At 71.2% G+C, this 21,513-nt stretch carries 20 protein-coding genes; 3 read left to right on the forward strand and 17 right to left on the reverse strand.

The genetic code is table 11. The features are described 5' to 3' along the window. Positions 1-72: 72 nt before the first annotated feature. Positions 73-663 carry a hypothetical protein gene (locus NE234_RS40515; protein WP_252786469.1) on the reverse strand — a complete coding sequence of 197 codons (591 nt, stop codon included), beginning with the start codon at positions 661-663 and terminating at the stop codon, positions 73-75. A 497-nt stretch (positions 664-1,160) separates the two neighbouring features. Here NE234_RS40515 and NE234_RS40520 point away from each other — a divergent pair, with 497 nt between their 5' ends. Beyond that, the gene (locus NE234_RS40520; RefSeq protein WP_252786470.1) at positions 1,161-1,757 is read left to right on the forward strand and encodes a TetR/AcrR family transcriptional regulator; all 597 of its coding nucleotides are present in this window, start codon (positions 1,161-1,163) and stop codon (positions 1,755-1,757) included. Between the two features lie 246 nt (positions 1,758-2,003). On the opposite strand, the gene NE234_RS40525 is transcribed toward NE234_RS40520, so the two are convergent. Both NE234_RS40525 and NE234_RS40530 read right to left on the reverse strand, forming a co-directional pair. Beyond that, the gene (locus tag NE234_RS40525; protein WP_252786471.1) at positions 2,004-2,480 is read right to left on the reverse strand and encodes a hypothetical protein; all 477 of its coding nucleotides are present in this window, start codon (positions 2,478-2,480) and stop codon (positions 2,004-2,006) included. A 298-nt stretch (positions 2,481-2,778) separates the two neighbouring features. Continuing rightward, on the reverse strand, positions 2,779-3,558 hold the full coding sequence (locus NE234_RS40530) for a methyltransferase domain-containing protein (RefSeq protein WP_252786472.1): 780 nt from the start codon (positions 3,556-3,558) through the stop codon (positions 2,779-2,781). A 139-nt stretch (positions 3,559-3,697) separates the two neighbouring features. Here NE234_RS40530 and NE234_RS40535 point away from each other — a divergent pair, with 139 nt between their 5' ends. Together NE234_RS40535 and NE234_RS40540 are read left to right on the forward strand one after the other, a co-directional pair. Next, positions 3,698-4,555: a DUF72 domain-containing protein gene (locus tag NE234_RS40535; protein WP_252786473.1), complete on the forward strand. Its 858-nt coding sequence runs from the start codon at positions 3,698-3,700 to the stop codon at positions 4,553-4,555. 55 nt (positions 4,556-4,610) lie between these two features. Next, complete coding sequence (locus NE234_RS40540) at positions 4,611-5,192, forward strand: phospholipid scramblase family protein (protein ID WP_252786474.1); 582 nt, start codon at positions 4,611-4,613, stop codon at positions 5,190-5,192. Between the two features lie 303 nt (positions 5,193-5,495). Here the strand turns inward: NE234_RS40540 and NE234_RS40545 are convergent, their stop codons facing one another. From NE234_RS40545 to NE234_RS40615, 14 genes are all read right to left on the reverse strand, one after another. Next, positions 5,496-8,150, reverse strand: coding sequence for a tetratricopeptide repeat protein (locus NE234_RS40545; protein WP_252786475.1), 2,655 nt, complete (start codon positions 8,148-8,150; stop codon positions 5,496-5,498). Between the two features lie 125 nt (positions 8,151-8,275). Further along, entirely contained in the window at positions 8,276-8,668 is a 393-nt protein-coding gene (locus tag NE234_RS40550; RefSeq protein ID WP_252786476.1) for a hypothetical protein, read from the reverse strand. A 239-nt stretch (positions 8,669-8,907) separates the two neighbouring features. Then, a complete protein-coding gene (locus NE234_RS40555) occupies positions 8,908-9,579 on the reverse strand; it encodes a GntR family transcriptional regulator (protein WP_252786477.1) in 672 nt (223 codons plus the stop codon). Between the two features lie 221 nt (positions 9,580-9,800). After that, a complete protein-coding gene (locus tag NE234_RS40560; protein ID WP_252786478.1) occupies positions 9,801-10,511 on the reverse strand; it encodes an ABC transporter ATP-binding protein in 711 nt (236 codons plus the stop codon). Then, on the reverse strand, positions 10,495-11,304 hold the full coding sequence (locus tag NE234_RS45120; protein WP_305886748.1) for an ABC transporter ATP-binding protein: 810 nt from the start codon (positions 11,302-11,304) through the stop codon (positions 10,495-10,497). The genes NE234_RS40560 and NE234_RS45120 overlap by 17 nt, the downstream gene beginning before the upstream one ends. Then, the gene (locus NE234_RS40575) at positions 11,304-12,284 is read right to left on the reverse strand and encodes a branched-chain amino acid ABC transporter permease (protein ID WP_252786479.1); all 981 of its coding nucleotides are present in this window, start codon (positions 12,282-12,284) and stop codon (positions 11,304-11,306) included. Before NE234_RS40575 ends, NE234_RS45120 begins: the two co-directional genes overlap by 1 nt. Further along, the gene (locus NE234_RS40580) at positions 12,281-13,174 is read right to left on the reverse strand and encodes a branched-chain amino acid ABC transporter permease (RefSeq protein ID WP_252786480.1); all 894 of its coding nucleotides are present in this window, start codon (positions 13,172-13,174) and stop codon (positions 12,281-12,283) included. Before NE234_RS40580 ends, NE234_RS40575 begins: the two co-directional genes overlap by 4 nt. A gap of 10 nt (positions 13,175-13,184) precedes the next feature. Continuing rightward, positions 13,185-14,339 carry a branched-chain amino acid ABC transporter substrate-binding protein gene (locus tag NE234_RS40585; RefSeq protein WP_252786481.1) on the reverse strand — a complete coding sequence of 385 codons (1,155 nt, stop codon included), beginning with the start codon at positions 14,337-14,339 and terminating at the stop codon, positions 13,185-13,187. A gap of 106 nt (positions 14,340-14,445) precedes the next feature. Further along, positions 14,446-15,450, reverse strand: a complete 1,005-nt coding sequence (locus NE234_RS40590; RefSeq protein WP_252786482.1) for a proline racemase family protein — start codon at positions 15,448-15,450, stop codon at positions 14,446-14,448. Further along, positions 15,443-16,339: a dihydrodipicolinate synthase family protein gene (locus tag NE234_RS40595; RefSeq protein WP_252786483.1), complete on the reverse strand. Its 897-nt coding sequence runs from the start codon at positions 16,337-16,339 to the stop codon at positions 15,443-15,445. Before NE234_RS40595 ends, NE234_RS40590 begins: the two co-directional genes overlap by 8 nt. 130 nt (positions 16,340-16,469) lie before the next feature. Next, positions 16,470-17,870, reverse strand: coding sequence for an FAD/NAD(P)-dependent oxidoreductase (locus NE234_RS40600; RefSeq protein WP_252786484.1), 1,401 nt, complete (start codon positions 17,868-17,870; stop codon positions 16,470-16,472). Then, a complete protein-coding gene (locus NE234_RS40605) occupies positions 17,863-18,114 on the reverse strand; it encodes a (2Fe-2S)-binding protein (RefSeq protein WP_252786485.1) in 252 nt (83 codons plus the stop codon). Before NE234_RS40605 ends, NE234_RS40600 begins: the two co-directional genes overlap by 8 nt. Beyond that, positions 18,111-19,253, reverse strand: coding sequence for an NAD(P)/FAD-dependent oxidoreductase (locus NE234_RS40610; protein WP_252786486.1), 1,143 nt, complete (start codon positions 19,251-19,253; stop codon positions 18,111-18,113). The genes NE234_RS40605 and NE234_RS40610 overlap by 4 nt, the downstream gene beginning before the upstream one ends. 1,026 nt (positions 19,254-20,279) lie before the next feature. Further along, positions 20,280-21,500: a serine hydrolase domain-containing protein gene (locus NE234_RS40615; RefSeq protein ID WP_252786487.1), complete on the reverse strand. Its 1,221-nt coding sequence runs from the start codon at positions 21,498-21,500 to the stop codon at positions 20,280-20,282. Positions 21,501-21,513 lie beyond the last annotated feature (13 nt).

Genomic DNA, 21,513 nt, shown 5'->3' on the forward strand with positions numbered 1-21,513 from the left:
GTCACAACGCGCCCGTGATGGCGCCACGGCGGCCGAGCTCGCCGAGACCGCCGAGCTGGCCCTGGCGGCCTGTCAGGCGGCCGGAGTCGGCTTGACGTAGGTCACCGCGACATTGAGGTAGGTCGCGAGACCATAGTCGTGGCCCCGGACGGCGAGCAGGTTGCAGCAGTCCAGGTAATTGGCCGGAACGACGACGTCGATGGCGCCGGCGTTGCAGTTGCCGCTCTTGACGGCCTGGAGCAGATGGCCGTTGAGGTAGACGCTCGCGTCGTTGTCCACGGTCCCCTGGATGCGGACCTCCTGGGCGTCCCGCGGGATGTGCACCCAGTGGCGTACGAGGATGTCCGTGTTGACGGCCCAGTGGGTCTTGACGTTCGCGGGATTGTTCCACTTGCACGTGCGGTTGACGGTCCCGAAGCCCTCCTGGCCGGAGGGCCAGCCGCTGTCGTCGAAGCTCCGGTCGGCGAAGAGCGGCTGGTCGGCCGCCGGGGGCACCTGCAGGTACCTCCAGTCGGTGCTGTTGTAGCCGAGCGCGGTGACCACGGTCTGCCGCTTCCCGGCCGGGGAGGCGGACGCGGGCGCCGCGGTGGTCAGAGCCATGGCGGCCAGCAGCGAGCCGGCCGCGAGGCCCACGGGCAGGAAGCGCAAGGACTTCGTCGACATGAGAGCCTTTCGTCGATTGTGCGGAGATTTCGCGATCCGGTCGATGTCTTCAGGCGACGGGATGCGAGGGAAGCGAATCATCCCGGCGTCGGCGGCGAACGGATCCGCGATCGCAGTTGGCCGATCTTTGCGCGGAGGATGCTTCCCGCTAGTGCGGTGACTGCTCGGGGAGACGGCGCGCACCGTGTTCAGGCGTTTGCGGCGGCGGATCGGCGGGTCGAGGAAATCGGATGGAAGTACGTCGACGGACCGTTCATCGTGCGCCCCGGACGGGAGGAGCGGGCTCACTTCTCCGTACGGCTTTCGTGGGAGACGCCGACTTCCGTGGACCACGTCGACTGGCTCGCGGAAGTCCGGCGGTGGACCGACGAAGTGGCGGCGAGAGCGTGACGAGACGCGTCAGGCGACGACGGCATCCGGCCCGCCGTCATCGCCGCTCGTACAAGGTGATTCTCGGACGATAGCGGCTCATCGAACCGGGCGGTACGGTCTATGGCATGCCGGTTCGCAAAGGCGCGACGATCAACCCGGCGCGCACCCGCGCCGCCATCCTCGAGACGGCCACTCCCCTGCTGTACGAGCGCGGCCTCGACGGCATCGGCGTCGCCGAGCTGTGCGCCCGGCTCGGGGTCTCCAAGGAGACGCTCTACCGACACTTCGGCACGAAGGACGGCCTGGTCGAAGCCATGCTGGAGGCGCGCAGCGAGCGGGTGACCCGATGGCTGGCCGAGGCCGTCGCCGCCGCCGGGCAGAACCCCGCCGACCAGCTCGCCGCGGTGTTCGACGCCCTGCAGGAGTGGTACGACGACCCGGCCTTCCGCGGCTGCGCGATGCTGAACGCGGCCGCCCAGCACCACGTCGCGTCCGTACGCGCCATCACCGCGCGCCACCTGAACGGCTACCTCGAGCTCCTGACCGGCATCGCCGAACGCGCCGGGGCCGCCGACCCATCGGCCCTGGGACGGCAGTGGCTCATGCTCGTCGAAGGAGCGACCGTCGTCGCCGCGCATCACGACGCGGCCGGCGCGGGTGAGCGCGCCCGCCAGGCCGCGCTCGCCCTGCTGCCCGCCGCCCTAACCGGCCCTCGGGGCTGACCCGCCGCGCCGGTTCCTCCCTGCCATCCGGCCGACGGACGTCCGGAACCGCTTGCTGCAGCACGTAGTCGTCAACGGTCGTTCCGTTGTTCCCCGAGGGCCCCGTCCCGGCCCGCTCACCGACCGCGACATGGGCGAAGCGGCATCGAGCGGCCCGCGACCGGCCTGGCCTCAGTCCCGATGCGTGAGCCCGGCCAGGTCCTCAGGGGCGCCGACCCCGTTGCGCGAGGACCTGGCCGGGCGCGGTCACGATGATGCGGTGGGCAGGTCGTGGATGTTCCAGGTCTTGGAGCAGGAAACCGGGGCCTGCATAACGGGGATCAGCTGAGTGCCGACGTAGCCCGTCATCGTGGCGGTGCCGCTGATGGTGACGGACTGCTTGTCGTCGCTGATGGTGTAGGTGCCGCCGTTGAAGTTGGAAATGTCCTCGAACGCCGTGACGCCGCCCAGGTAGCCGGCAATGTTGTTCACAGCGGTGATCTGGCCGAACGAGTTGTTGGTGTCCACGGTGACATCGGCGGTGACGTCGAACCAGGTGTCGATGGTCTCCTTGGTCGAGCACATCACGTGGAAGACCTGGGTCCCGCCGGAGGCGGGAGCGGCGTGGGCGGGCGTGCTGAGCGCGAGCAGCCCGCCGGTCAGTGTGGTGATGATGGCGGCGGCCAGCAGGGCGACGCGGCGCAGTGCGCTCGAACGGACGGCGGTGCGGCTGGTGGTGGTCATTGACGGTGCCTCCGAAGGCGTGTCGGGAGAATGACCGCGCCGGTCGGCGGCGGCCCGCCATCAGATTGAGGCCGGGTGCCGATTGCCCGGAAGGCTACCGTTGTTCGCCGTACAAACACCGCACAATCACCGGCACCGAACAATCAATCCCGCTGCGACCAGACCAGCCATGACCAGCTCGGACATTCGGTGCGGACCGCTGGCGGGCGACAATGCTGATGCGATGAAGAGCGGGGCCATGCTCGCCGAAGGCGCGACCGTCGTCGCCGCGCACCACGACGCGGCCGGGCAGGCCGCGTCAGGCCGGAACCGCGCGGATGAGGACCAGCGAACCCTCCAGGCACCGCTGCCGGCGCAGGGCTCCGTGGCGGCGGTCCCAGTCCCCCGACTCCAGGTCGTTCCGGAGCCGCTCGACGTACTGCGCGCGCACGGCCGGGTCGACGAAGCTCCATGCCGAGCAGGCTTGCCGTGCCCCGGGGTCGAGGAGGCGTTCCGGGCGCGCGTAGTACGCCTCGTTGAACCCGTCGGTGCAGTCGGCGGGGATGGGCACCGGCCGCACCGACGCCTCGCCGCCGAGCACCTCGGTGATGTCGCCGATCGCCGGGTACCGGCGGGCCTCGGTGTCCAGGACCAGCGGGGCGTACTCGTACAGCCAGAAGTTCCGGACCAGATCCGGGTCGCAGGTCAGGATGACGACGGGGCCACGGGCGACGCGCCGCATCTCCCGCAGGCCCGCCTTCAGGTCGCTCCACTGGTGAACGCTGAACGTGGTCATCGCGGCGTCGAAGGCGTCGTCGGCGAACGGCAGGTGCTCCGCCGTGGCGTCCACGGCGGGCGGCAGGTGGGCCGGCCGCTGGGCGCGCATGGACGCCGACGGCTCCACCGGGGTGACGTCCGGCGCCACGGACTCGTAGCCACCGGCGCCCGCGCCGACGTTGACCACCGTCCGCGCCTCTCCCAGGGCCTCGGCGATGAGCCGGGCGATACGGTCGTCCGGCCTGCGGTAGTCGCTGTACCCGGTCCCGATCGTGCCGTAGTCCGCGTCGCCCGCGCTGCCGTCCGCTTTCCGCTCTCCCATGACGAGCGAGCCTTCCACACCGCCACCGGCCTCGGGAACCGGTTTTCCGGGCACCCGTGGCATCGGCCGGGTCACCGGTGGAGGCGTTTCCCGAATGCCCTGAGCACTGGACCGCCGGGATTTGGGTAGCGTCGCGTGCGTGCGGCTTCATGTGGGATGTGCGATGTGGACCCATGCGCCATGGCAGGGGCGATTCCTGCCTCACCCGCTTCCTCCGCAGGAACGGCTGAAGGCGTACGCGAGCTGGTGCAATGCGGTCGAGGGGAACACCACCTTCTACGCCATTCCGGCACGTGGCACGGTGGAGACCTGGGCGGGTCAGACCGACGAGGATTTCCGCTTCGTCCTGAAAATGCCCAAATCGATCACGCATGTGCGCCGCCTCGGGGACGTCGGCGCCGAACTCCGCGCCTTCCTGGACGCCATCGAGCCGCTCGGGCCGCGGGCCCACGCGCTCTGGATCCAGCTGCCGCCGGCGTTCGCGCCGGCCGACGTCGGGGTGCTGGCGGCCTTCCTGCGCCGGCTCCCGTCCTCGCACCGGTACGCCGTCGAGGTACGGCACCGCGCGTTCTTCGAGGACCCGAGGGCCACGGCGCTCCTCGAGAAGGCCCTCGCCGGCGTCGGCGCGGAATGGATCCCCTTCGACACGACGACGCTCTTCCAGACCACGCCGACGAGCGACATGGAACGCGACGCCTGGACGCGCAAGCCGCGCGTCGCACGACGCACGGTCGCCCTCACCGACCGGCCCATCGTCCGGTACATCGGCCGTGACTCCGTGGACGAAACGGTCGCCGGCTGGCGAGGATGGGTCGGCCAGGTCGCCGGGTGGCTGCGGGAAGGCCGTTCGCCGACGGTCTTCATCCACACCCCGGACAACGCCGAGGCGCTGCGGCTCGCCCGCCGGTTCCACGATGACGTACGGGCCCGGCTCCCGGAGATCGAGCCGCTGCCGGAGCCGATGCGGGCGCCCGCCGAGCCGCCGACCCTCTTCTGACGGAGAGGCTGGCGGCCGGTACGGAGAGCATTTACACACGGCATACTCAGTGAGTGTGGACGTCCTCTTCGATTCCCCCGTCGTGCGGCTGCGGCAACCCGGAAAAATCCTCCCGACCCAGGCGAGCTACGAGATTCTCGATGACAAGCGGAATCGCCTGGCGTTCGCCACGGAGACCGATCGGCGCACCCGCCTGCAAATGCTGAAGGCGACCCTGCCCACCGCGCCGCCGCCGGGCGCGCGGATCCTCACGGTCACGGGCACCGACGACCAGGCGATCCTCCTGCTGACCCGGCATCCGAACGGGCGGCTCGCCGAGGTCCACCGGCCGGACGGCGGCCCGGTCGGCCGGATCCGCGCGACCGGGACGACGCGTCACTACAAGCTCACCGACGACCAGGAGCAGGTCGTGGCGACCGCCGTCGGGGAGCTGTCGCTCAAGCACTTCCAGGTCACCGCGGCCTCGGGCGCCCGGATCGCCCACGTGAGCAAGACCTGGGCCGGGCCGGTGAAGGAGTGGCTCACCCCCTCCGACCACTACAAGATCGAGTTCAACCGGGACATCTCCGAACCGGCCCGCACCCTCACCGTCATGCTGGCGATCATGCTCGACCTGTCCCTGTTCGGCCCGATGTGAGCGGTCCGCTTCACCGGATGAGGCCGGCGGGGCCACCGGGTCAGAGCCCTTTGATGAGGCGGCCGCTTAGGGGGCGCCTCGGGGTGCACGGCACTTACGACCCCATTCTGCCGGATCTGGCCCCCGGCGCCATCCGCAACCCCGACGCGCCCAACGACGGGGAATGAGCCCCCGTGACTACGCGGGCTCACCGTATTGGCCCCCTGCTCCCTAAAGTGTCCGCAGGCCCGAGGCGGTTCCTGGGCAGGGATTCCCGGAAACGTTTCTGCAAGTCGCGGTGAGGTCTACACACTTCCGGACGCCCTACCCGCGAGCAGCATCCAGATTCCCCCGCACCGTCCTCGTGAGTGGATGGTTGGTGCCCAGAATCCGCTCGGCATCGGTCAGGGTCTGCCTCAGCAGCGGGATCGCCCGGGCCGGGTTCCCCGCCGCCTGGTAAGCGGCGGCGAGGTTGTTGCGGGAGGTCAAGGTGTCGGGGTGGTCGGGGCCCAGGACCCGCTCTTGATCGGTCAGAATCTGTTCGTGCAGCGGGATCGCCTGGACCGGGTTTCCCGCCGCACGGTAGGCGGCGGCGAGGTTGTTGCGGCAGGTCAAGGTGTCGCGGTGGTCGGGGCCCAGGACCCGCTCGGCATCGGTCAGCGTCTGTTCGTACAGCGGGATCGCCCGGGCCAGGTTCCCCGCCACACGGTAGGCGTAGGCGAGACTATGGCGGGAGCTCAGCGTGTAGGGGTGGTCAGGGCCCAGGACCCGCTCGGCATCGGTCAGCGTCTGTTCGTACAGCGGGATCGCCCGGGCCAGGTTCCCCGCCGCCTCGTACGCGGCGGCGAGGCCGTTGCGGGAGCCCAGGGTGTCGGGGTGGTCAGGGCCCAGAACCCGCTCGGCATCGGTCAGGGTCTGCTTCAGCAGCGGGATCGCCCGGGCCAGGTTCCCCGCCGCCTGGTAAGCGGCGGCGAGGCCGTTGCGGCAGGTCAGGGGGTAGGGGTGGTCGGGGCCCAGGACCCGCTCGGCATCGGTCAGGGTCTGTTCGTACAGCGGGATCGCCCGGTCTAGGTCCCCCACGGCCTGGTAGGCACCGGCGAGACTATGGCGGGACATCAGCGTATGGGGGTGGTCGGGGCCCAGGACCCGCTCGGCATCGGTCAGGGTCTGTTCGTACAGCGGGATCGCCCGGTCTAGGTCCCCCACGGCCTGGTAGGCACCGGCGAGATTAAGGCGGGAGGTCAGCGTATCGGGGTGGTCAGGGCCCAGGACCCGTTCGCTATCGGTCAGGGTCTGTTCGTACAGCGGGATCGCCCGGTCTAGGTCCCCCACGGCCTGGTAGGCGTGAGCAAGGTTGTTGCGGAAGATCAGGGTGTTGGGGTGGTCAGGGCCCAGGATCCGCTCTTGATCGGTCAGGTTCTGTTCGTACAGCGGGATCGCCCGGGCCAGGTTCCCCGCCGCCTCGTAGGCGTTGGCGAGGTTGTTGCGGGAGGTCAGCGTGTTGGGGTGGTCAGGGCCCAGGATCCGCTCTTGATCGGTCAGGTTCTGTTCGTACAGCGGGATCGCCCGGGCCAGGTTCCCCGCCGCCCGGTAAGCGGCGGCGAGGGCGTTGCTGGAGGTCAGGGTGTCGGGGTGGTCAGGGCCGTGGAGGCGTTGGGAGGTGATCAGGGAGCGGTGCAGGTAGGTGATGGCGCGAGTGGTGGCGCCTTGGTCGTTGAGAAACAGTCCGGTGTAGGTGAGCAGGAGGCCGGTGGTGTCGGTGTCGGTGTCGGGGGGTGCGTGCTCGATCAGGGCGTCGATGTGCGGGAGCAGCGTGCGCCGGGTCGGCCAGGTCGCCGGGTCCCGAGGGTCAGCCTGTTGTGCGGCCTGCAGGAGCCGGGTGGCCTCATCGCGGGCGGCGTGGATGGCTGTGGGCTGGCGGTGCGGGTCGGTGGGGTCGGGCGTGCGGGCGATGGCTTGGACGAGGCGGTGCACGGCGATGGTGTCACCGTCAAGAATGATCATGTTATAGGCGGCCAGCGCGCCCAGCGCCTCGATCAGCTCGGCCTCATCGGCCAGGCCCTCCAGCAGGGATCGGGGGATGGCCTCGGGCGCCCACCACGCCAGCACCCGCAGCAGCTGCCCGGCCAGCGGCCGGTCGGCCAGCCGGTCCAATGTGAGCCGCCAGATCCGTGCGATTGTCCGCTGCGCGTCGGCACCCTCGGCGGCTTGGTCGTACATCACCGCGGGCCGCGCGGCCAGCAACCGCAGGTAAGCCGCCGGGGACAGGTGGGTCTGGTACAGGTAGGCGGCGGCCTGATCGATGGCCAGCGGCAGATACCCCAGTTCGGCGCACAATTCGGCGGCACCGTCCAGGTCCGCATGGTCGCGGTCGCCGGTTGCGATCTGGCGCAGCAACCTCAGCGCCTGGTCGGGCGGCAGTACGTCCAAGCGGATGCGGGCCGAGGTGACGTGGTGCCAGCCGGTGGCCAGCCGGCTGGTGATCAGAAACCGGCCACCCGTAGCGGCGGCCACCAGTTCTTGGATGTGGGAGGGGTGGGTGACGTTGTCCAGCACCACCAGCCAGCCGGTGTGGCAGGCCAGCCACCGCACCGCCCACCCGGCACGTTCCTGCAACCCCACCGCCTCCCCGCCCGGGGATACCGCCGCCAGTGCGGGTTGTAGCGCCTGAGCCAGATCCGCCAGCCCCTGGGTGATGTCGGCCTGGCTGTCGGCAGTGATCCACCAGGTCAACGTGTGCTGGTCGGCGTGAGCGGCGGCCCAGTGGGCGGCCAGCGTGCTCTTGCCCACCCCTCCCAGCCCATGCAGCGCATGCACCACCACACCCCCCGCGGTGGCCAACGCCGCGTCCAACCGAGCCAGCTCCTGCTCCCGGCCCACGAACATGGCGATCCGGAACGGCAGATTCGGCGGCAACCCCGGCGGCACATCCACCCGGTCGGCCGGCAGCAGCGGCGCCGCCTGATAGACATCCCCCACATGCGTGGAGGCGCCGATGACATCACCCCCGGCAGCGATCGCCCCCGCACCCCCGGCCCCGACCAGGCCCCCACCCCCCGGCGTGGGGGACGGCGACGGTTGAGAGCCGGAGCGGCGGCCCCGCCTCATGAGGTGGGGTCCTGGCCCGTGACCCGCGTATGGACGTCCTCGATCTGCCCGCCTGCCGCGACGGCACCCAGCCCCGACGCCGAGACTCCATCACCAGGATCCACCCGCCGGCCACCACCGGGCCCAGGCCGGGTCACCGTGGTCGACACCCCCTTGACCGAGTCACCGGCGGCGACCGAACCATCCCCCGACGCCACCACCCGACCAGCAGGTCGCTCCCGGACCGTTAACCATGCCTGCAGCCCGCCTCCGGCCAGCACCAGCACCCCGGTCGTCAGCCACCAGGCCACTGCCCAGTGCTGAGTCAACATCCCCGTCGCCACGTTCACCGCGGCCGCCACCGCCACGGTCCCCGCAGCCGCCGCCCCCCGCATCATCCCGATGCCCATGCCTGCCTCCCGCAGCGCACCGACACGTCCGCCGTTGCACCAGATTGTCCCCCTGGAGCCCCGGTCTGTCTCTACCTTCCGCCCACCCCCACTGGGGTCCCGGAACGTGAACGTGCCCGGATGCGACGTCCAGAAGAACCGGACAGCTGGGCCACCCACATCCGAACGGTCGACGGCGGTAACTCCGCCCGACCCGGCTCGCTATCGCCGTTGGTCGTTCGGTGGTTGCTCAACGGCGGTCAGCCGTCGGTGGTCTTGGCGGGGCCGGCCCAGATGCCGCGGACGTGCCGCAGGTGGTGGCGCATCAGCGTCTCGGCGCCCTCGACGTCACCGCGCGCGATCACGTCGAGCAGGGTCAGGTGCTCCCGCGCCGAGGGCAGCAGTTCGCCGCGCTCGGCGAGCTTGGGCACGCCGTACAGGCGGGAGCGGTGCCGCAGCTCGCGGACCACCTCGACCAGCTGCGCGTTGCCGGCCAGGGCGAGCAGCTCCAGGTGGAAGGTCTGGTCGGCCTCGATGTAGGCGAGGATGTCGCGGCGCTCGGCGGCGGTGACGATCGCCTCCGCCATCGGGCGCAGCCTCTCGACGCCGTCGGGCGACGCGGCGACCCGGCCGACGGTCGGCACCTCGATGAGCGCGCGCACCTCGGTGATGTCGTCCAGGTCCCGGTCGGACAGCTCGGTGACCCGGAAACCCTTGTTCCGTACGACGGTGACCAGGCCCTCTTTGACCAGGTCCAGCATCGCCTCGCGGACGGGGGTGGGCGAGACGCCGAACCGCTCGGCCAGCGCGGGCGCGGAGTAGACGACGCCGGGCCGCATCTCCCCGGCGACGAGCGAGGCACGCAGCGCCTGCGCGATCTGGTCGCGGACGTTCTGCCGCACCCCCAGCGACGGCAGGTTCAGCTCGCTCAAGCGCCCTCCTTCGCCGGAGGAGCGACCAGAGACGCTACGCCCGTGATTCGCTCGCTCATGTGCCATCCCTCCTGACCGCGGCCATGGTGACGATCCTCCCAGGGCGGTGTCGCCGCTCGTGACCGGGCCCTCGGCGCGCTACCAGGCATGTCCCCGGTCAGGTCTTCTGCTCCACGCGTCGTGACCGGCTCCGGGGAACCGGTCACGACGCGTCGAGCGGGTCAGGCCACGCCGCCGAGGTACGCCTCGACGACACGGGCGTCGGCGGCCAGGTCCGCCGCGGGCCCGTCGAGCACGCAGCGGCCGTTCTCGATGACGTAGCCCCGGTGGGCGATCTTGAGCGCGACCTTGGCGTTCTGTTCGACGAGCAGAACGGCGGTGCCGGCCTCATTGATGTCGCGGATGACGTCCATGACCGCCGCGACGATCAGCGGGGCCAGCCCCATCGACGGCTCGTCGAGCATGAGCAGCCGGGGCCCGGCGACCAGTGCACGGCCGATGGCCAGCATCTGCTGCTCGCCGCCCGAGAGGGTGCCGCCCTGCTGGGAACGCCGCTCGGCGAGCTTCGGCAGCAGGGCGTACGCCCGGTCGACGCGGCGGGCCAGCTCCTTGGCGTCGCGCACGAGGTAGCCGCCGAGCAGCAGGTTGTCGTGCACGGTCAGGGTGCTGAAGACCCGCCGCCCCTCCGGCACGTGCACCAGGCCGCGTCCGACGATCTTCGGCGGCGGCTCGCGGGTGATGTCGTCGCCCTCGTACGTGATCCGCCCGGCGCCGGCCCGTACCAGCCCGGACACCGCGGACAGCGTCGTCGTCTTGCCGGCGCCGTTGTTGCCGAGCAACGCGACGATCTCGCCCTCACCCACGGTGAGCGACAGCCCGCGCAGGGCCTGGACCCCGCCGTAGCTCACCTCCAGGTCACTCACCTCGAGCACCGCCGACCTCCTCTCTGGCCGCCTCGATCTCCGCCTCGTCGGCGTCCCGCCCGAGGTACGCCTCGATGACCGCCGGATCGGCGCGGACCTGTTCGGGCGGCCCGTCGGCGATCTCCCTGCCGAAGTTGAGCACGACGACCCGGTCGGAGACCTCCATGACCAGGCCCATGTCGTGCTCGATCAGCCCGATCGCGATGCCGAGGTCGCGGATCCGCCGGATCAGGTCGAGCAACTCGGCCTTCTCACCGTGGTTGAGGCCGGCGGCGGGCTCGTCGAGCAGCAGCAGCTTCGGCCGGCGGGCCAGCGCGCGGGCGATCTCGACCCGGCGCTGCTCACCGTACGGAAGGTTCCGTACGAGTCCGGTCCGGTCGCCGCGCAGGTTCACGAAGTCGAGCCACTTGTTCGCCTCCTCGGTGCCCTCGCGCTCACTGCGGCGGTACCGCGGCGTGTGCAGCAGCGCGTCGACGACCCGCTGGCGCAGCCACAGGTGCGTGCCGGCCCGTACGTTGTCCAGCACCGACATCTCGCCGAACACCCGCAGGTTCTGGAACGTGCGGGAGACGCCCCGGGAGGCGATCAGCGAGGGCCGCCGCCCGGTCACGTCCGCGCCGTCGATCCGGATCCGGCCGGCCGTGGGCTTGTAGAACCCGGTGACGCAGTTGAACGCCGACGTCTTGCCCGCGCCGTTCGGGCCGATCACCGAGACGATCTCGCCCGCGCCGACGCCGAACGACAGCCCGTCCACGGCCAGTACGCCGCCGAAGGACAGGCGAAGGTCCTCGACTTCCAGCATCACCGCTCCCTCGATCGATGGGGCCACAGGCCCTGCGGCCGAGCGATCATCACGATGATCAGCAGCACGCCGAACGCGAAGAACCGGTAGTCCGCCAGGCCGCGCAGCACCTCCGGCAGCAGGCTGATCACGATGGCGCCGAGCACGACGCCGGGCGTGGAGCCCATGCCGCCGAGCACGACGGCCATCAGCACGAGCGCCGACTGCAGGAACGTGAAGCTGGCCGGTGAGATCGCCGACAGCTGCGCCGCGAACAGCACCCCGGCCAGCCCGCCCCAGATCGCGCCCGCGATGTAGGCGGCCAGCTTCACCTTGTACGTGTTGATCCCCATCGCCTCGGCGGCGTCCTCGTCCTCGCGGACGAACCGCCACGCCCGGCCGATCCGGGACCGGCCGAGCCGCGCCGCGAGCAGCACGGCCACCGCGACGATGAGCAGCACCGCGTAGTAGAAGACGACCTGGCTGGACGTCGCGTCGCCGAACAGCCCGGGGATGCCGTAGATCCCGGACGGGCCGCCGGTGATGCTCAGGTTGTTCGCGGTGATCCGGATGATCTCCCCGAAGCCGAGCGTCACGATGGCCAGGTAGTCGCTGCGCAGCCGGAGCGTCGGCCCGCCGATGATGACGCCCGCGAGCACCGTCACGACGATGACCGCCGGGACCGTCGCCAGCAGCGGGATCTTCAGCTCGGTGGACAACACGCCGCTGGTGTAGGCGCCCACCGCGAAGAACGCGGCGTACCCCAGGTCGAGCAGGCCGCAGTAGCCGACGACGATGTTCAGCCCGACGGCGAGCATGACGAAGACGACCGCGCTGGTCATCACGTCCATCGCGTACGGCGTGGCGATGACGAACGGCGCGAGCAGCCCGATCGCCAGGCCCGCCCAGCCGAGGTGGCGGCTCTCCAGGAACCGCGTGACGAACGTCGGCCCCCGCCCCTTCACCGGCTTGACCGGCGGATCCTGCACCACGTCGTTCACACCCGCTCCGTGACGCGTTCGCCGAGCAGGCCGGTGGGCCGCACGGTCAGGAACAGGATGAGGAAGCCGAACGCGAAGACGTCGCGCCACTGGCCGCCGACGAAGTGCGTGCCGAACGACTCCAGCAGGCCGAGCAGCAGGCCTCCGAGCATCGTGCCGGGGATGTTGCCGATCCCGCCGATGACCGCGGCGGTGAACGCCTTGAGCCCGATGATGAAGCCCATCAGGAAGTCGATCTTCCCGTAGTAGCCGCCGGCCATGACGCCCGCCGCCCCGGCGAGCGCGGAGCCGATGAAGAACGTCCGGGAGATCACCTTGTCGACGTCGATGCCCATGAGCAGGCACGCCTTCGGGTCCAGCGCGATGGCCCGCATCGCGCGGCCCTGCCGGGTCCGGGTGATCAGGAGGTTCAGCGCGACCATGAGGACGATGGAGACCGCCATCAGGGCGAGCTGCTGCCAGGTGATCAGCGCGCCCAGGACGTGCAGCGCCGTGCCGTCGAGCCGAACCTGGTAGACCTTCGGGTTCGGCCCGGCGACGATGCGGGTGCCGTACTCCAGGGCGAACGACGCGCCGACCGCGGTGATCAGCAGCGAGAGCCGGGGCGCGCCGCGCAGCGGCCGGTAGGCGACCCGCTCGATGACGACGCCGGACAGGCCGGTCGCCACCATCGTGAGGATCAGCACGACGAACAGGGCGACGAGCGAGGAGGACCTCACCAGCCCGCCCATCGCCCCGAGCATCGCGAACCCGCTGAACGCGCCGAGCATGTACAGGTCGCCGTGGGCGAAGTTGAGCAGCTTGATGATGCCGTACACCATGCTGTAGCCCAGCGCGACCAGGGCGTAGAACGAGCCGACGAACAGGCCGTTCCAGATCAGCTGTGACATGGACCTGGGCCTACTTCAGCGCGTCCTGGAGCACGAACTTGCCGTTCTTGACGACGAGGATCACGAAGCCGCCGCTGGTGAGCGTGTGCCGGTCGGTGAACTTCAGCGGGCCGGAGAACAGCTGCAGCCCGTTGATGCCCTCCAGCGCCGTGACGAGCTTGTCGCCGTCGGTGCTGCCGGCCTTCCTGATGGCCTCGGCCGCGACCCGTACGGCGTCGTAGGACTGCGTGGAGTACGGGCCGGGGTCGGCGCCGAACTTCTGCTTGTAGCCGGCGATCCAGTTCTCCGCGCCCTGGATGGTGTCCGGGGTCTGGGTCATCGTCGCGTACGCGCCCTCGGCGGCGGTCCCACCGGCGATCTTGACGAGCTTGGCGTCCACCGAGCCGTCGGCGACCATGAATTTGCCCTTGTACCCGGCCTGCCGGAGCTGCCGCAGGATCAGGCCGCCCTCCTGGTAGTAGCCGGTCCAGTAGACGAAGTCGGGCTTGGAACGCAGCAGGTTGGCGACGTTCGCGGAGTAGTCGCTCTCTCCCGGGTTGACCGCGTCCAGCGTCGCCTTGTCGGGGCCGCCGGGCTTGTCGAGCTCGGCGGCGGTGCGCACGGCGATGTCCTTGGAGTAGGACGTGTTGTCGTGCAGGAGCGCGACCCTCTTGGCGCCGCTCTTGGTCATCCAGGTCATCGCGGCGACGGCCTGCTGGTCGCCGGTGCCGTTGACGAAGAACACGTGCTTGAGCTTCTGGTCGACCAGCTCGGTGGAGTTGGCCGCCGGGATGATCATCGGGATCTTGCGGCGGTCGAAGACCGGCAGCGTGGGCAGGGTCGCGCCCGAGCAGTACCCGCCGACCGAGACCGCGACGTTCGCGGCGACCAGCTTGTTCGCGGCGGCGACCGCCGTCTTCGGGTCGCAGGCGTCGTCCTCGGCGCGCAGTTGCAGCTTGCGGCCGATCACACCGCCCTTCGCGTTGATCTCGTCGATCGCCATCTGGGCGCCGTTCTTCATGTACGGGCCGATGTCGGCGCTGCTCCCGGACAGGGGGATGTCCATCCCGAGCAGGATGGGGCCCTTGTCCTTCTTGCTGTCGCCGCCGAGCACGCCCTGGCCACAGGCCGAGGCGGTCAGAGCGGTCGCCGCCAGCGCGACGCCGAGCGCTGCTTTCCTCATCATTGCGGATCTCCGATGCGTGAGCGACGGGTAGGGGGAGATGGCGGCGCGGCCGGGACGGCCGCGCCGCGTCGGACGGTCGGGTTCGGGAGGGTCTAGAGGCGGGGGGTCACAGGAGGAACCCCTCGGGGAAGGGGTCGTCGGGGTCGAGCAGGTACTGCGCCGTGCCGGTCACCCAGGCCCGGCCGGTGATGGCCGGGACGATCGCGGGCCGCGAGCCGCCGACGGTGGTCTCCTCGGCGATCCGGCCGACGAACCGGCTGCCGATGAACGACTCGTTGACGAACTCCGCGCCCGGCGCCAGTTCCCCGCGCGCGTGCAGCTGGGCGAGCCGGGCGGATGTGCCGGTGCCGCACGGCGAGCGGTCGAACCACCCCGGATGGATCGCCATCGCGTGCCGGGAGTGCTTCGCGTCCGAGCCGGGTGCGACGAACTGCACGTGGTGGCAGCCCGCGATGTCGGCGTTCTCCGGGTGGACGGGGCGGCGCTGCTCGTTGATCGCCGCCATCATCGCCAGGCCGGCGGTGAGGATGTCGTTCTTGCGCTCCCGGTCGAACGGCAGCCCGACCCGCTCGATCGGCAGGATCGCGTAGAAGTTGCCGCCGTAGGCCATGTCGTACGTGACGGGCCCGACGCCCGGCACGTCGACGGTCTGGTCGAGGGCGTCGACGAACGACGGGACGTTCCGGATCGTCACGCTCCTCGCCGCGCCGTCGCGTACCTCCACCTCGGCGACGACGAGCCCGGCGGGCGTGTCCAGCCGGATCGTGGTGACCGGCTCGGCGACCTCGACCATCCCGGTCTCGACCAGCACGGTCGCCACGCCGATCGTGCCGTGCCCGCACATCGGCAGGCAGCCGGACACCTCGATGTACAGCACGCCGTAGTCGGCGTCCGGCCGGGTCGGCGGCTGCAGGATCGCGCCGCTCATCGACGCGTGCCCGCGCGGCTCGTACATCAGCAGCGTGCGGATGTGGTCGAGGTGCTCCATGAAGTACGCGCGCCGCTCGAACATCGTCGCGCCGGGGATGACGCCGACGCCGCCGGTGACGACGCGGGTCGGCATCCCCTCGGTGTGCGAGTCCACGGCGTGGAACACGTGCCTGCTACGCATTGCTCTCCAGGTGCGCGGCGGCCTCCGTGGCGGCCCGCACGGTCGCGGCCTGCTCCTCGGTCAGCGGGAGGCGGGGCGGGCGGCAGGGCCCGCCGTAGCCGCCCATGACGTCCATCGACAGCTTGATCGCCTGGACGAACTCGGTACGGGAGTCCCAGCGCAGCAGCGGGTGCAGCGCGCGGTACAGCGGCAGGGCCCGCTCCAGGTCGCCCGCGACGGCCGCCCGGTACAGCGCGACGCTCGCCTTCGGCAGGGCGTTGGGGTATCCGGCGACCCAGCCCTTGGCGCCGGCGATGGCCAGCTCCAGCGTCACGTCGTCCGCACCGATCAGCAGGTCCAGCTCGGGGGCCAGCTCGGCGATCCGGTAGGCGCGGCGCACGTCGCCGCTGAACTCCTTGACCGCGACGATGTGACCGGCCCCGTGCAGGCGGGCCAGTAGCTCCGGGGTCAGGTCCACCTTGGTGTCGTACGGGTTGTTGTACGCGACGATCGGCATGCCGGCCTTGGCGACCTCGGCGTAGTGGGCCTCGACGATCCGGTCGTCCGCGCGGTAGGCGTTCGGCGGGAGCAGGAGGACCGCGGCCGCGCCCGCCTCGGCGGCCTGCTCGGCCCAGCGTCGCGAGTCCGCGGAGCCGTACGCCGCGACGCCGGGCACGACCCGGTCGCCGCCGACCGCCTCGACGGCGGTCCGCACGACCCGCGCCCGCTCCTCGGGGGTGAGGTTCTGGTACTCGCCGAGCGAGCCGTTGGGGCACACGCCGTCGCACCCTGCGTCGATCAGTCCGCGGACGTGCTCGGCGTACCGGTCGAAGTCGACCGACAGGTCCTCGCGCAACGGCAGCGCGGTCGCGACGAGGACGCCGTGCCAGGGCTTACGGGGGACACTCATGCGGTTCTCCCTTGTGCGATGTGACATTTCACGTTGGACCGAGCGCGGCCGTCAATACGTGGCCGGACTCGTGATCCGTCCGTTATGCCGGGTTAATCGGATGGTTCCCGTGCCGGTGCGGTCAGCACCGTCAGGGCCGGTCGCCCGCCGGGTCACGCGGATCCGCAGGATCCTCGGGCTCCCCGGCGAGGTCGCGGAGGCGTACGGGCTGGGCGATCGGCCGTCGCGCCGTTCCGAGCAGGTCCTCCGGGCCCGGGATCCGGCCGCAGACGCCGGTCGTGAGCCAGGCGGTCGCGTAGCCGCACACCCGGCCCTGGCACCGGCCCATGCCGGCCCGGCTGAGGAGCTTGGCCGAACGCGGGTCGGTGGCGCCGAGCTCGGCCGCCTCGGCGAGCCGCCCGCAGGTCACCTCCTCGCAGCGGCAGACGAGCGTGTCGTCCCGCAGCCGGTCCATCCAGCCGGGACGGACCGGGTACGCCGCGTGCATGGCCGCCGCGAACGCGCGCAGCCGCCGCCGGCGCGCCAGCAGCCGCTGGACGTCGGCCGGGTCCGGGGCGACCCCGCCCGCGGCCTCCGCGACGGCCAGTCCGGCCAGCTCCCCCTCGACGAGGGAGAGCTGCGCGCCGCCGACCCCGGTGGTCTCCCCCGCCGCGTACACGCCGGGCACGCTGGTGCGCTGCGCGATGTCGACCGCGACGACCAGGCTGCCGTCGGCGTCCATCCGGGTGGCGCAGCCGAGCTGAAGCGGGATCTCCAGTTGCGGCGTGAAGCCGTAACCGACCGCGACCGTGTCGCACCCGATGACGCGCTCGCGCACCGGCGCCCAGTCCCGGTCGAGGCGGGCGACGGTGACCGCCTCGACCCGGTCGTCCCCGTGCGCGGCGACGACGGCGTGGCCGGTGCGGTACGGGATGCGGTGCCGGGCCAGCAGGGCGGCGTAGCCCGCGCCCTCCCGCGCCTTGTCCGGGTGCCGGGCGACGTGCCGGGCGAAGCCGTACGGGCGGTTCGCCTCGAAGACGCCGGTGATCGTCGCGCCGGCCCCGGCCAGGCCGGTGGCCACGGGCAGCAGGAACGGTCCGGTGCCCGCCACGACGATCCTCTCCCCCGCCGTGATCCGGTCGCCCTTCAGCAGTGCCTGCGCGCCGCCCGCGGTCAGCACGCCCGGCAGGTCCCAGCCGGGGAACGGCAGCGACCGGTCGTGCGCCCCCGTCGCGACGACCAGCGCCCGCCCGCCGATCCGCACCGGGCGCTCGTCGCGGTCGCCGGTGAGGGCGTGCACGGTGAACCCGTCCTCGACGTGCCACACCCGGTGGCCCGGCAGGTACGTGAGCCGATCGAGCGCGCCCCGGAGCCGTACGAAGGCGTCCCAGTCATGGTGGAGACGGCCCGTCTCGGCCGCGTGGTGCCGGTAGTACTGGCCGCCGGGCCGCCGTCCCGCGTCGAGGAGTGCGACGTCCAGCCCGGCCGTCGCCGCGGCCACCGCCGCCGCCAGGCCCGCCGGGCCCGCGCCGATCACCACCAGGTCACGCATCCCGGCCACCGCCCTCCACCGTGTCGCCGTCCCGTGCCTCGACCATGCAGGCCCGCAGCGAGGGGCGGCCGTCGACGGTGACCAGGCAGTCGAAGCACACGCCGATCCCGCAGTACAGCCCGCGCGGCCGCCCGCCGAACCGCGTCGTACGCCACGAGCGGATGCCCGCGGCGGTCAGGGCGGCGCCGATGCTCTGGCCCGGTTCGAACGGCACGGGCCGCCCCTCGAAGACGAACTGGCTCATGGGTACTCCGGGAAACGGTCGGGGCGGAACGGATGCAGGTCGAGGTCCGGCGTCGCGCCGGTGAGGGACTGGGCGAGCAGGTGGCCGGTCGCCGCCGCCAGGCCGATCCCGGCGCCCTCGTGGCCGCAGGCGTGCAGCAGCCCCTCGGCGCGCGGGTCGGGGCCGATGACCGGCAGATGGTCGGGGCAGTACGGCCGGAACCCGCAGTAGGCGCGGATCGCCGCGACATCGCCGAGCGCCGGGAACAGCCGGATCGCCTGGCGGGCCAGCCGCCGCAGCGCCGCCATCGACAGCGTGCGGTCGAACCCGACCCGCTCACGGCTGGCGCCGATCAGGATCGTGCCGGCCGGCGTGCCCTCGACGACGGCGGAGGACTCCAGTCCCTCGTCGTCGCTCGCGACGTTCGCGACGTACTCGGCGGCGTACACCTTGTGCCGGATCAGCGGCGGCAGCGGCTCGGTGACGAGGATGAAGCCCCGGCGCGGCAGGATCGGGACGGTCACCCCGGCCAGGGCCGCGACCTCCCCGCCCCAGGTGCCGGCGGCGTTCACGACCGCCCCGGCGGCGAAGTCGCCCCGGTCGGTGCGGACCCCGGTGACCCGGTCGCCGCTCCGCAGCATCCCGGTCACGGTGACGCCCGTACGGACCTCGGCCCCCGACGCGCGCAGCAGATGCGCGGCGGCCAGCATCGGCTGGACCTGCGCGTCCTGGGGGTAGAACACGCCGCCCGCCAGGTCGGGCGCGAGGTGCGGCTCGTAGCCGGTCAGCTCGGCGGCGGGAACCTCGACCGCGTCGACACCCGCGGCCCGCTGCTCGACCGCCAGCCCGGCGAGCCCGGCCACGCCCTCCTCGGTCTCGGCGACGACGAGGCCGCCCTTGGGCTCGTACTCGACCGCCGCGCCGAGTCCGTCCTCGGCGGCGAGCTCCGCCCACCGCACAGAGGACAGGACGGCGAGGTCGAGCTCCGGCCCGGGCTCCTTGTCGGAGACGAGAAGGTTGCCCTCCCCCGCCCCGGTGGTGCCTCCGGCCACCGCGCCGCGCTCCACGACGGTCACCGTCAGCCCGGCCCGCGCCGCGTAGTACGCGCACGCGGCACCGACGACGCCACCGCCGACGATCACCACGTCAGCACTGCTCACGAGCGGTAAAATGTCACATGGCTCACATCTCGCACAAGAGGGCACTCAGCTGGCCGTGGGCCGGATGAGACTCCCTATCGCGGATCATCCATACCTGGTGGTCTCGGACGACCTGCTTCGAGTCGACCCGCGCTCGGAAGTGTGACGGCTGTACCCGCCGCCCCCGTAGCCGGTTTCCCGGAACCTGGTGCGCTCGGACCTGGTGCGCTCCGACTCGGAGCTCCGGATCCTGGTGCGCTCGTACGGCACACCGACATAGCGGTCTGGTCCATACCGGCGGCCTTCGTACCGACCGGGTCCGTACCGGCTGGGTCCGAACGGGCCACCTTCGTACCGGCTTGGTCCGTACCGGCTGCTCTCATACCGGCTGCTCTCGTACCGGCTCCTCTCATGGCGGCTGCTCTCGTAGCGGCCTTCTCCGTACCGGCTTGGTCCGTACCGGCTTGGTCCGTACCGGCTGCTCTCATACCGGCTGCTTTCGTACCGGCTCCTCTCATGGCGGCTGCTCTCGTAGCGGCCTTCTCCGTACCGGCCGTGCCCCGATCGGCCATCCCACCAGGGGGGCGGCTCACTGCGGGGAAGTCCGGCGCCGGCTACCGTCCGGACAGGAGGGGCACTGGTCAGAGCCATCGCCGTGGCGCCTTGAAGACCCCCGCCGAAACCACCGGCACCGAGCACAGTCAGGCCCAGTGCGGCTATCAGTTTCTTGCCGCGATCCATGATTCCCTCCGCTCACGTTTCGCCGCCGACAGGCTCCCGTTCCCGCAGGGGCGCTTCAGCGCCACGCGCCGAATCCCGCACGCGGCCGTACAACCGGCCGAAGCTTCTCCGGCTGCCTCCGAAGGAGGGGCCTGGCGGAAGATGCCTTTTCACCCACGCTAAACAGACAAGTTGTAGATTCGGGGCAAAAGCGCAGGTAATTCGCGCACAAGGCGGTTCACCGCTCAGCTCATCGCGGTGGTCAGCGTGCGTCCGGCGGCCGGCACGACCCGCTCAGATCGTCTGAACCGCGAACCACCCGGCGGTTCAGCCGGTTCGGCAGAGTGCGTGGTCGATCAGCGCCAAGGCCGCTTTCCCCTGACGCTCCGCGGCGGCGTCGGAGCCCTCGAACTCGGTGGACATCGAGACCACGGCGCCCCGGCGGCCGTCTTCGGTGAAGCCGTTCCTCGTCATGAAGCCCAGGATGTCCCCGCCGTGGCCCCAGTAACGTCCGCCGCAGGACAGCGGGATGGAGAACAGCGCGAATCCGTACCGCGCGCCGGGGAAGGCCTTCCGCATCTTCGCGTTCACGGGGACGGTCCGCTTCATCTCGGCCAGCTCCGCCGGGCGCAGCAGCCTGCCGGTGAGAAGAGCGCGGTAGAAGCGGTCCAGATCGGCGGTGGTGGAGATCATGGCGCCGGCGGCGTCGGCGGTGTAGGCCTCACGGGTCAGGGTGACGTCGATGAGCGCGCCGTCCGGGAAACGGTCATAGCTGGCGGGATGCGGGGCCGGAAGGTCCGGGGAGAGGCCCGGCACGGTCGTGTTCCGCAGCCCGAGCGGACGGACGATGCGCCGATCGACCTCCTCGGACCACGGGTGCCCGGTCACCCGCTTGATGATCATCGCGAGCAGGATGTAGCCGGCGTTCGAATACTTCCATGAGGTCCCGGGCGCGAAGGACGGCCGATGCTTCATGGCCTCCTTAACGACCTCGTCAGGCGGGACGACGTCGAACCGGTGCCGGTAGTAGTCGGCCGGCGTCTCATGTCCACTGGGGCCGTCGTTCAGGCCACTGGTGTGCTGGAGCAACTCGCGAATCGTGATCTTGCTACCGTCGTTACCGTTGCCGCGCACCACGCCCGGCAACCAGTGTTCCACCGTGTCGTCCAGCGACAGGCTCTTCTCTCCGGCCAACTGCAGGATGACCGTCGCCGTGAACGTCTTGGTGGAGCTGCCGATCCGGAAGTGATCGTCGGGCTTGACCGGTCGCCGGGAGTGAACGTCACCGACGCCGCTGGTGGCGACGAGGTCACCGCCGTCGCCGGTCACGCGTGCCTGGACTCCCGTCACCCCCGTCGCGACGATCGCGTCGGCGTCGTGCTGCAGCCGGCCCTGGCCGTACGACTGCGGGACGGCCTCATGCGGCGGCGCGCTCGTCCCGCACGCCCCGACGGCGAGTACTCCCGCCAGGACCGCGGCGGATGCCGGCCGGCGACGCGGGGACCACCGGCCCGCTCGCCTGACCGGCCGCGCATCTCCGCTGTTCACGTAGTGTGATGTT

The sequence above is a fragment of the Actinoallomurus rhizosphaericola genome (assembly GCF_024055675.1).
Lineage (GTDB): Bacteria > Actinomycetota > Actinomycetes > Streptosporangiales > Streptosporangiaceae > Actinoallomurus > Actinoallomurus soli.

Bases quoted from the DNA above. Each gene is read 5' to 3' on its own strand.
- NE234_RS40595 (WP_252786483.1), bottom strand. From the start codon at position 16,339: ATGAGTGTCCCCCGTAAGCCCTGGCACGGCGTCCTCGTCGCGACCGCG.
- NE234_RS40605 (WP_252786485.1), bottom strand. From the start codon at position 18,114: ATGAGCCAGTTCGTCTTCGAGGGGCGGCCCGTGCCGTTCGAACCGGGC.
- NE234_RS40590 (WP_252786482.1), bottom strand. From the start codon at position 15,450: ATGCGTAGCAGGCACGTGTTCCACGCCGTGGACTCGCACACCGAGGGG.
- NE234_RS40600 (WP_252786484.1), bottom strand. From the start codon at position 17,870: ATGCGTGACCTGGTGGTGATCGGCGCGGGCCCGGCGGGCCTGGCGGCG.
- NE234_RS40530 (WP_252786472.1), bottom strand. From the start codon at position 3,558: ATGGGAGAGCGGAAAGCGGACGGCAGCGCGGGCGACGCGGACTACGGC.
- NE234_RS40580 (WP_252786480.1), bottom strand. From the start codon at position 13,174: ATGTCACAGCTGATCTGGAACGGCCTGTTCGTCGGCTCGTTCTACGCC.
- NE234_RS40520 (WP_252786470.1), top strand. From the start codon at position 1,161: ATGCCGGTTCGCAAAGGCGCGACGATCAACCCGGCGCGCACCCGCGCC.
- NE234_RS40550 (WP_252786476.1), bottom strand. From the start codon at position 8,668: ATGGGCATCGGGATGATGCGGGGGGCGGCGGCTGCGGGGACCGTGGCG.
- NE234_RS40525 (WP_252786471.1), bottom strand. From the start codon at position 2,480: ATGACCACCACCAGCCGCACCGCCGTCCGTTCGAGCGCACTGCGCCGC.
- NE234_RS40585 (WP_252786481.1), bottom strand. From the start codon at position 14,339: ATGATGAGGAAAGCAGCGCTCGGCGTCGCGCTGGCGGCGACCGCTCTG.
- NE234_RS45120 (WP_305886748.1), bottom strand. From the start codon at position 11,304: ATGCTGGAAGTCGAGGACCTTCGCCTGTCCTTCGGCGGCGTACTGGCC.
- NE234_RS40515 (WP_252786469.1), bottom strand. From the start codon at position 663: ATGTCGACGAAGTCCTTGCGCTTCCTGCCCGTGGGCCTCGCGGCCGGC.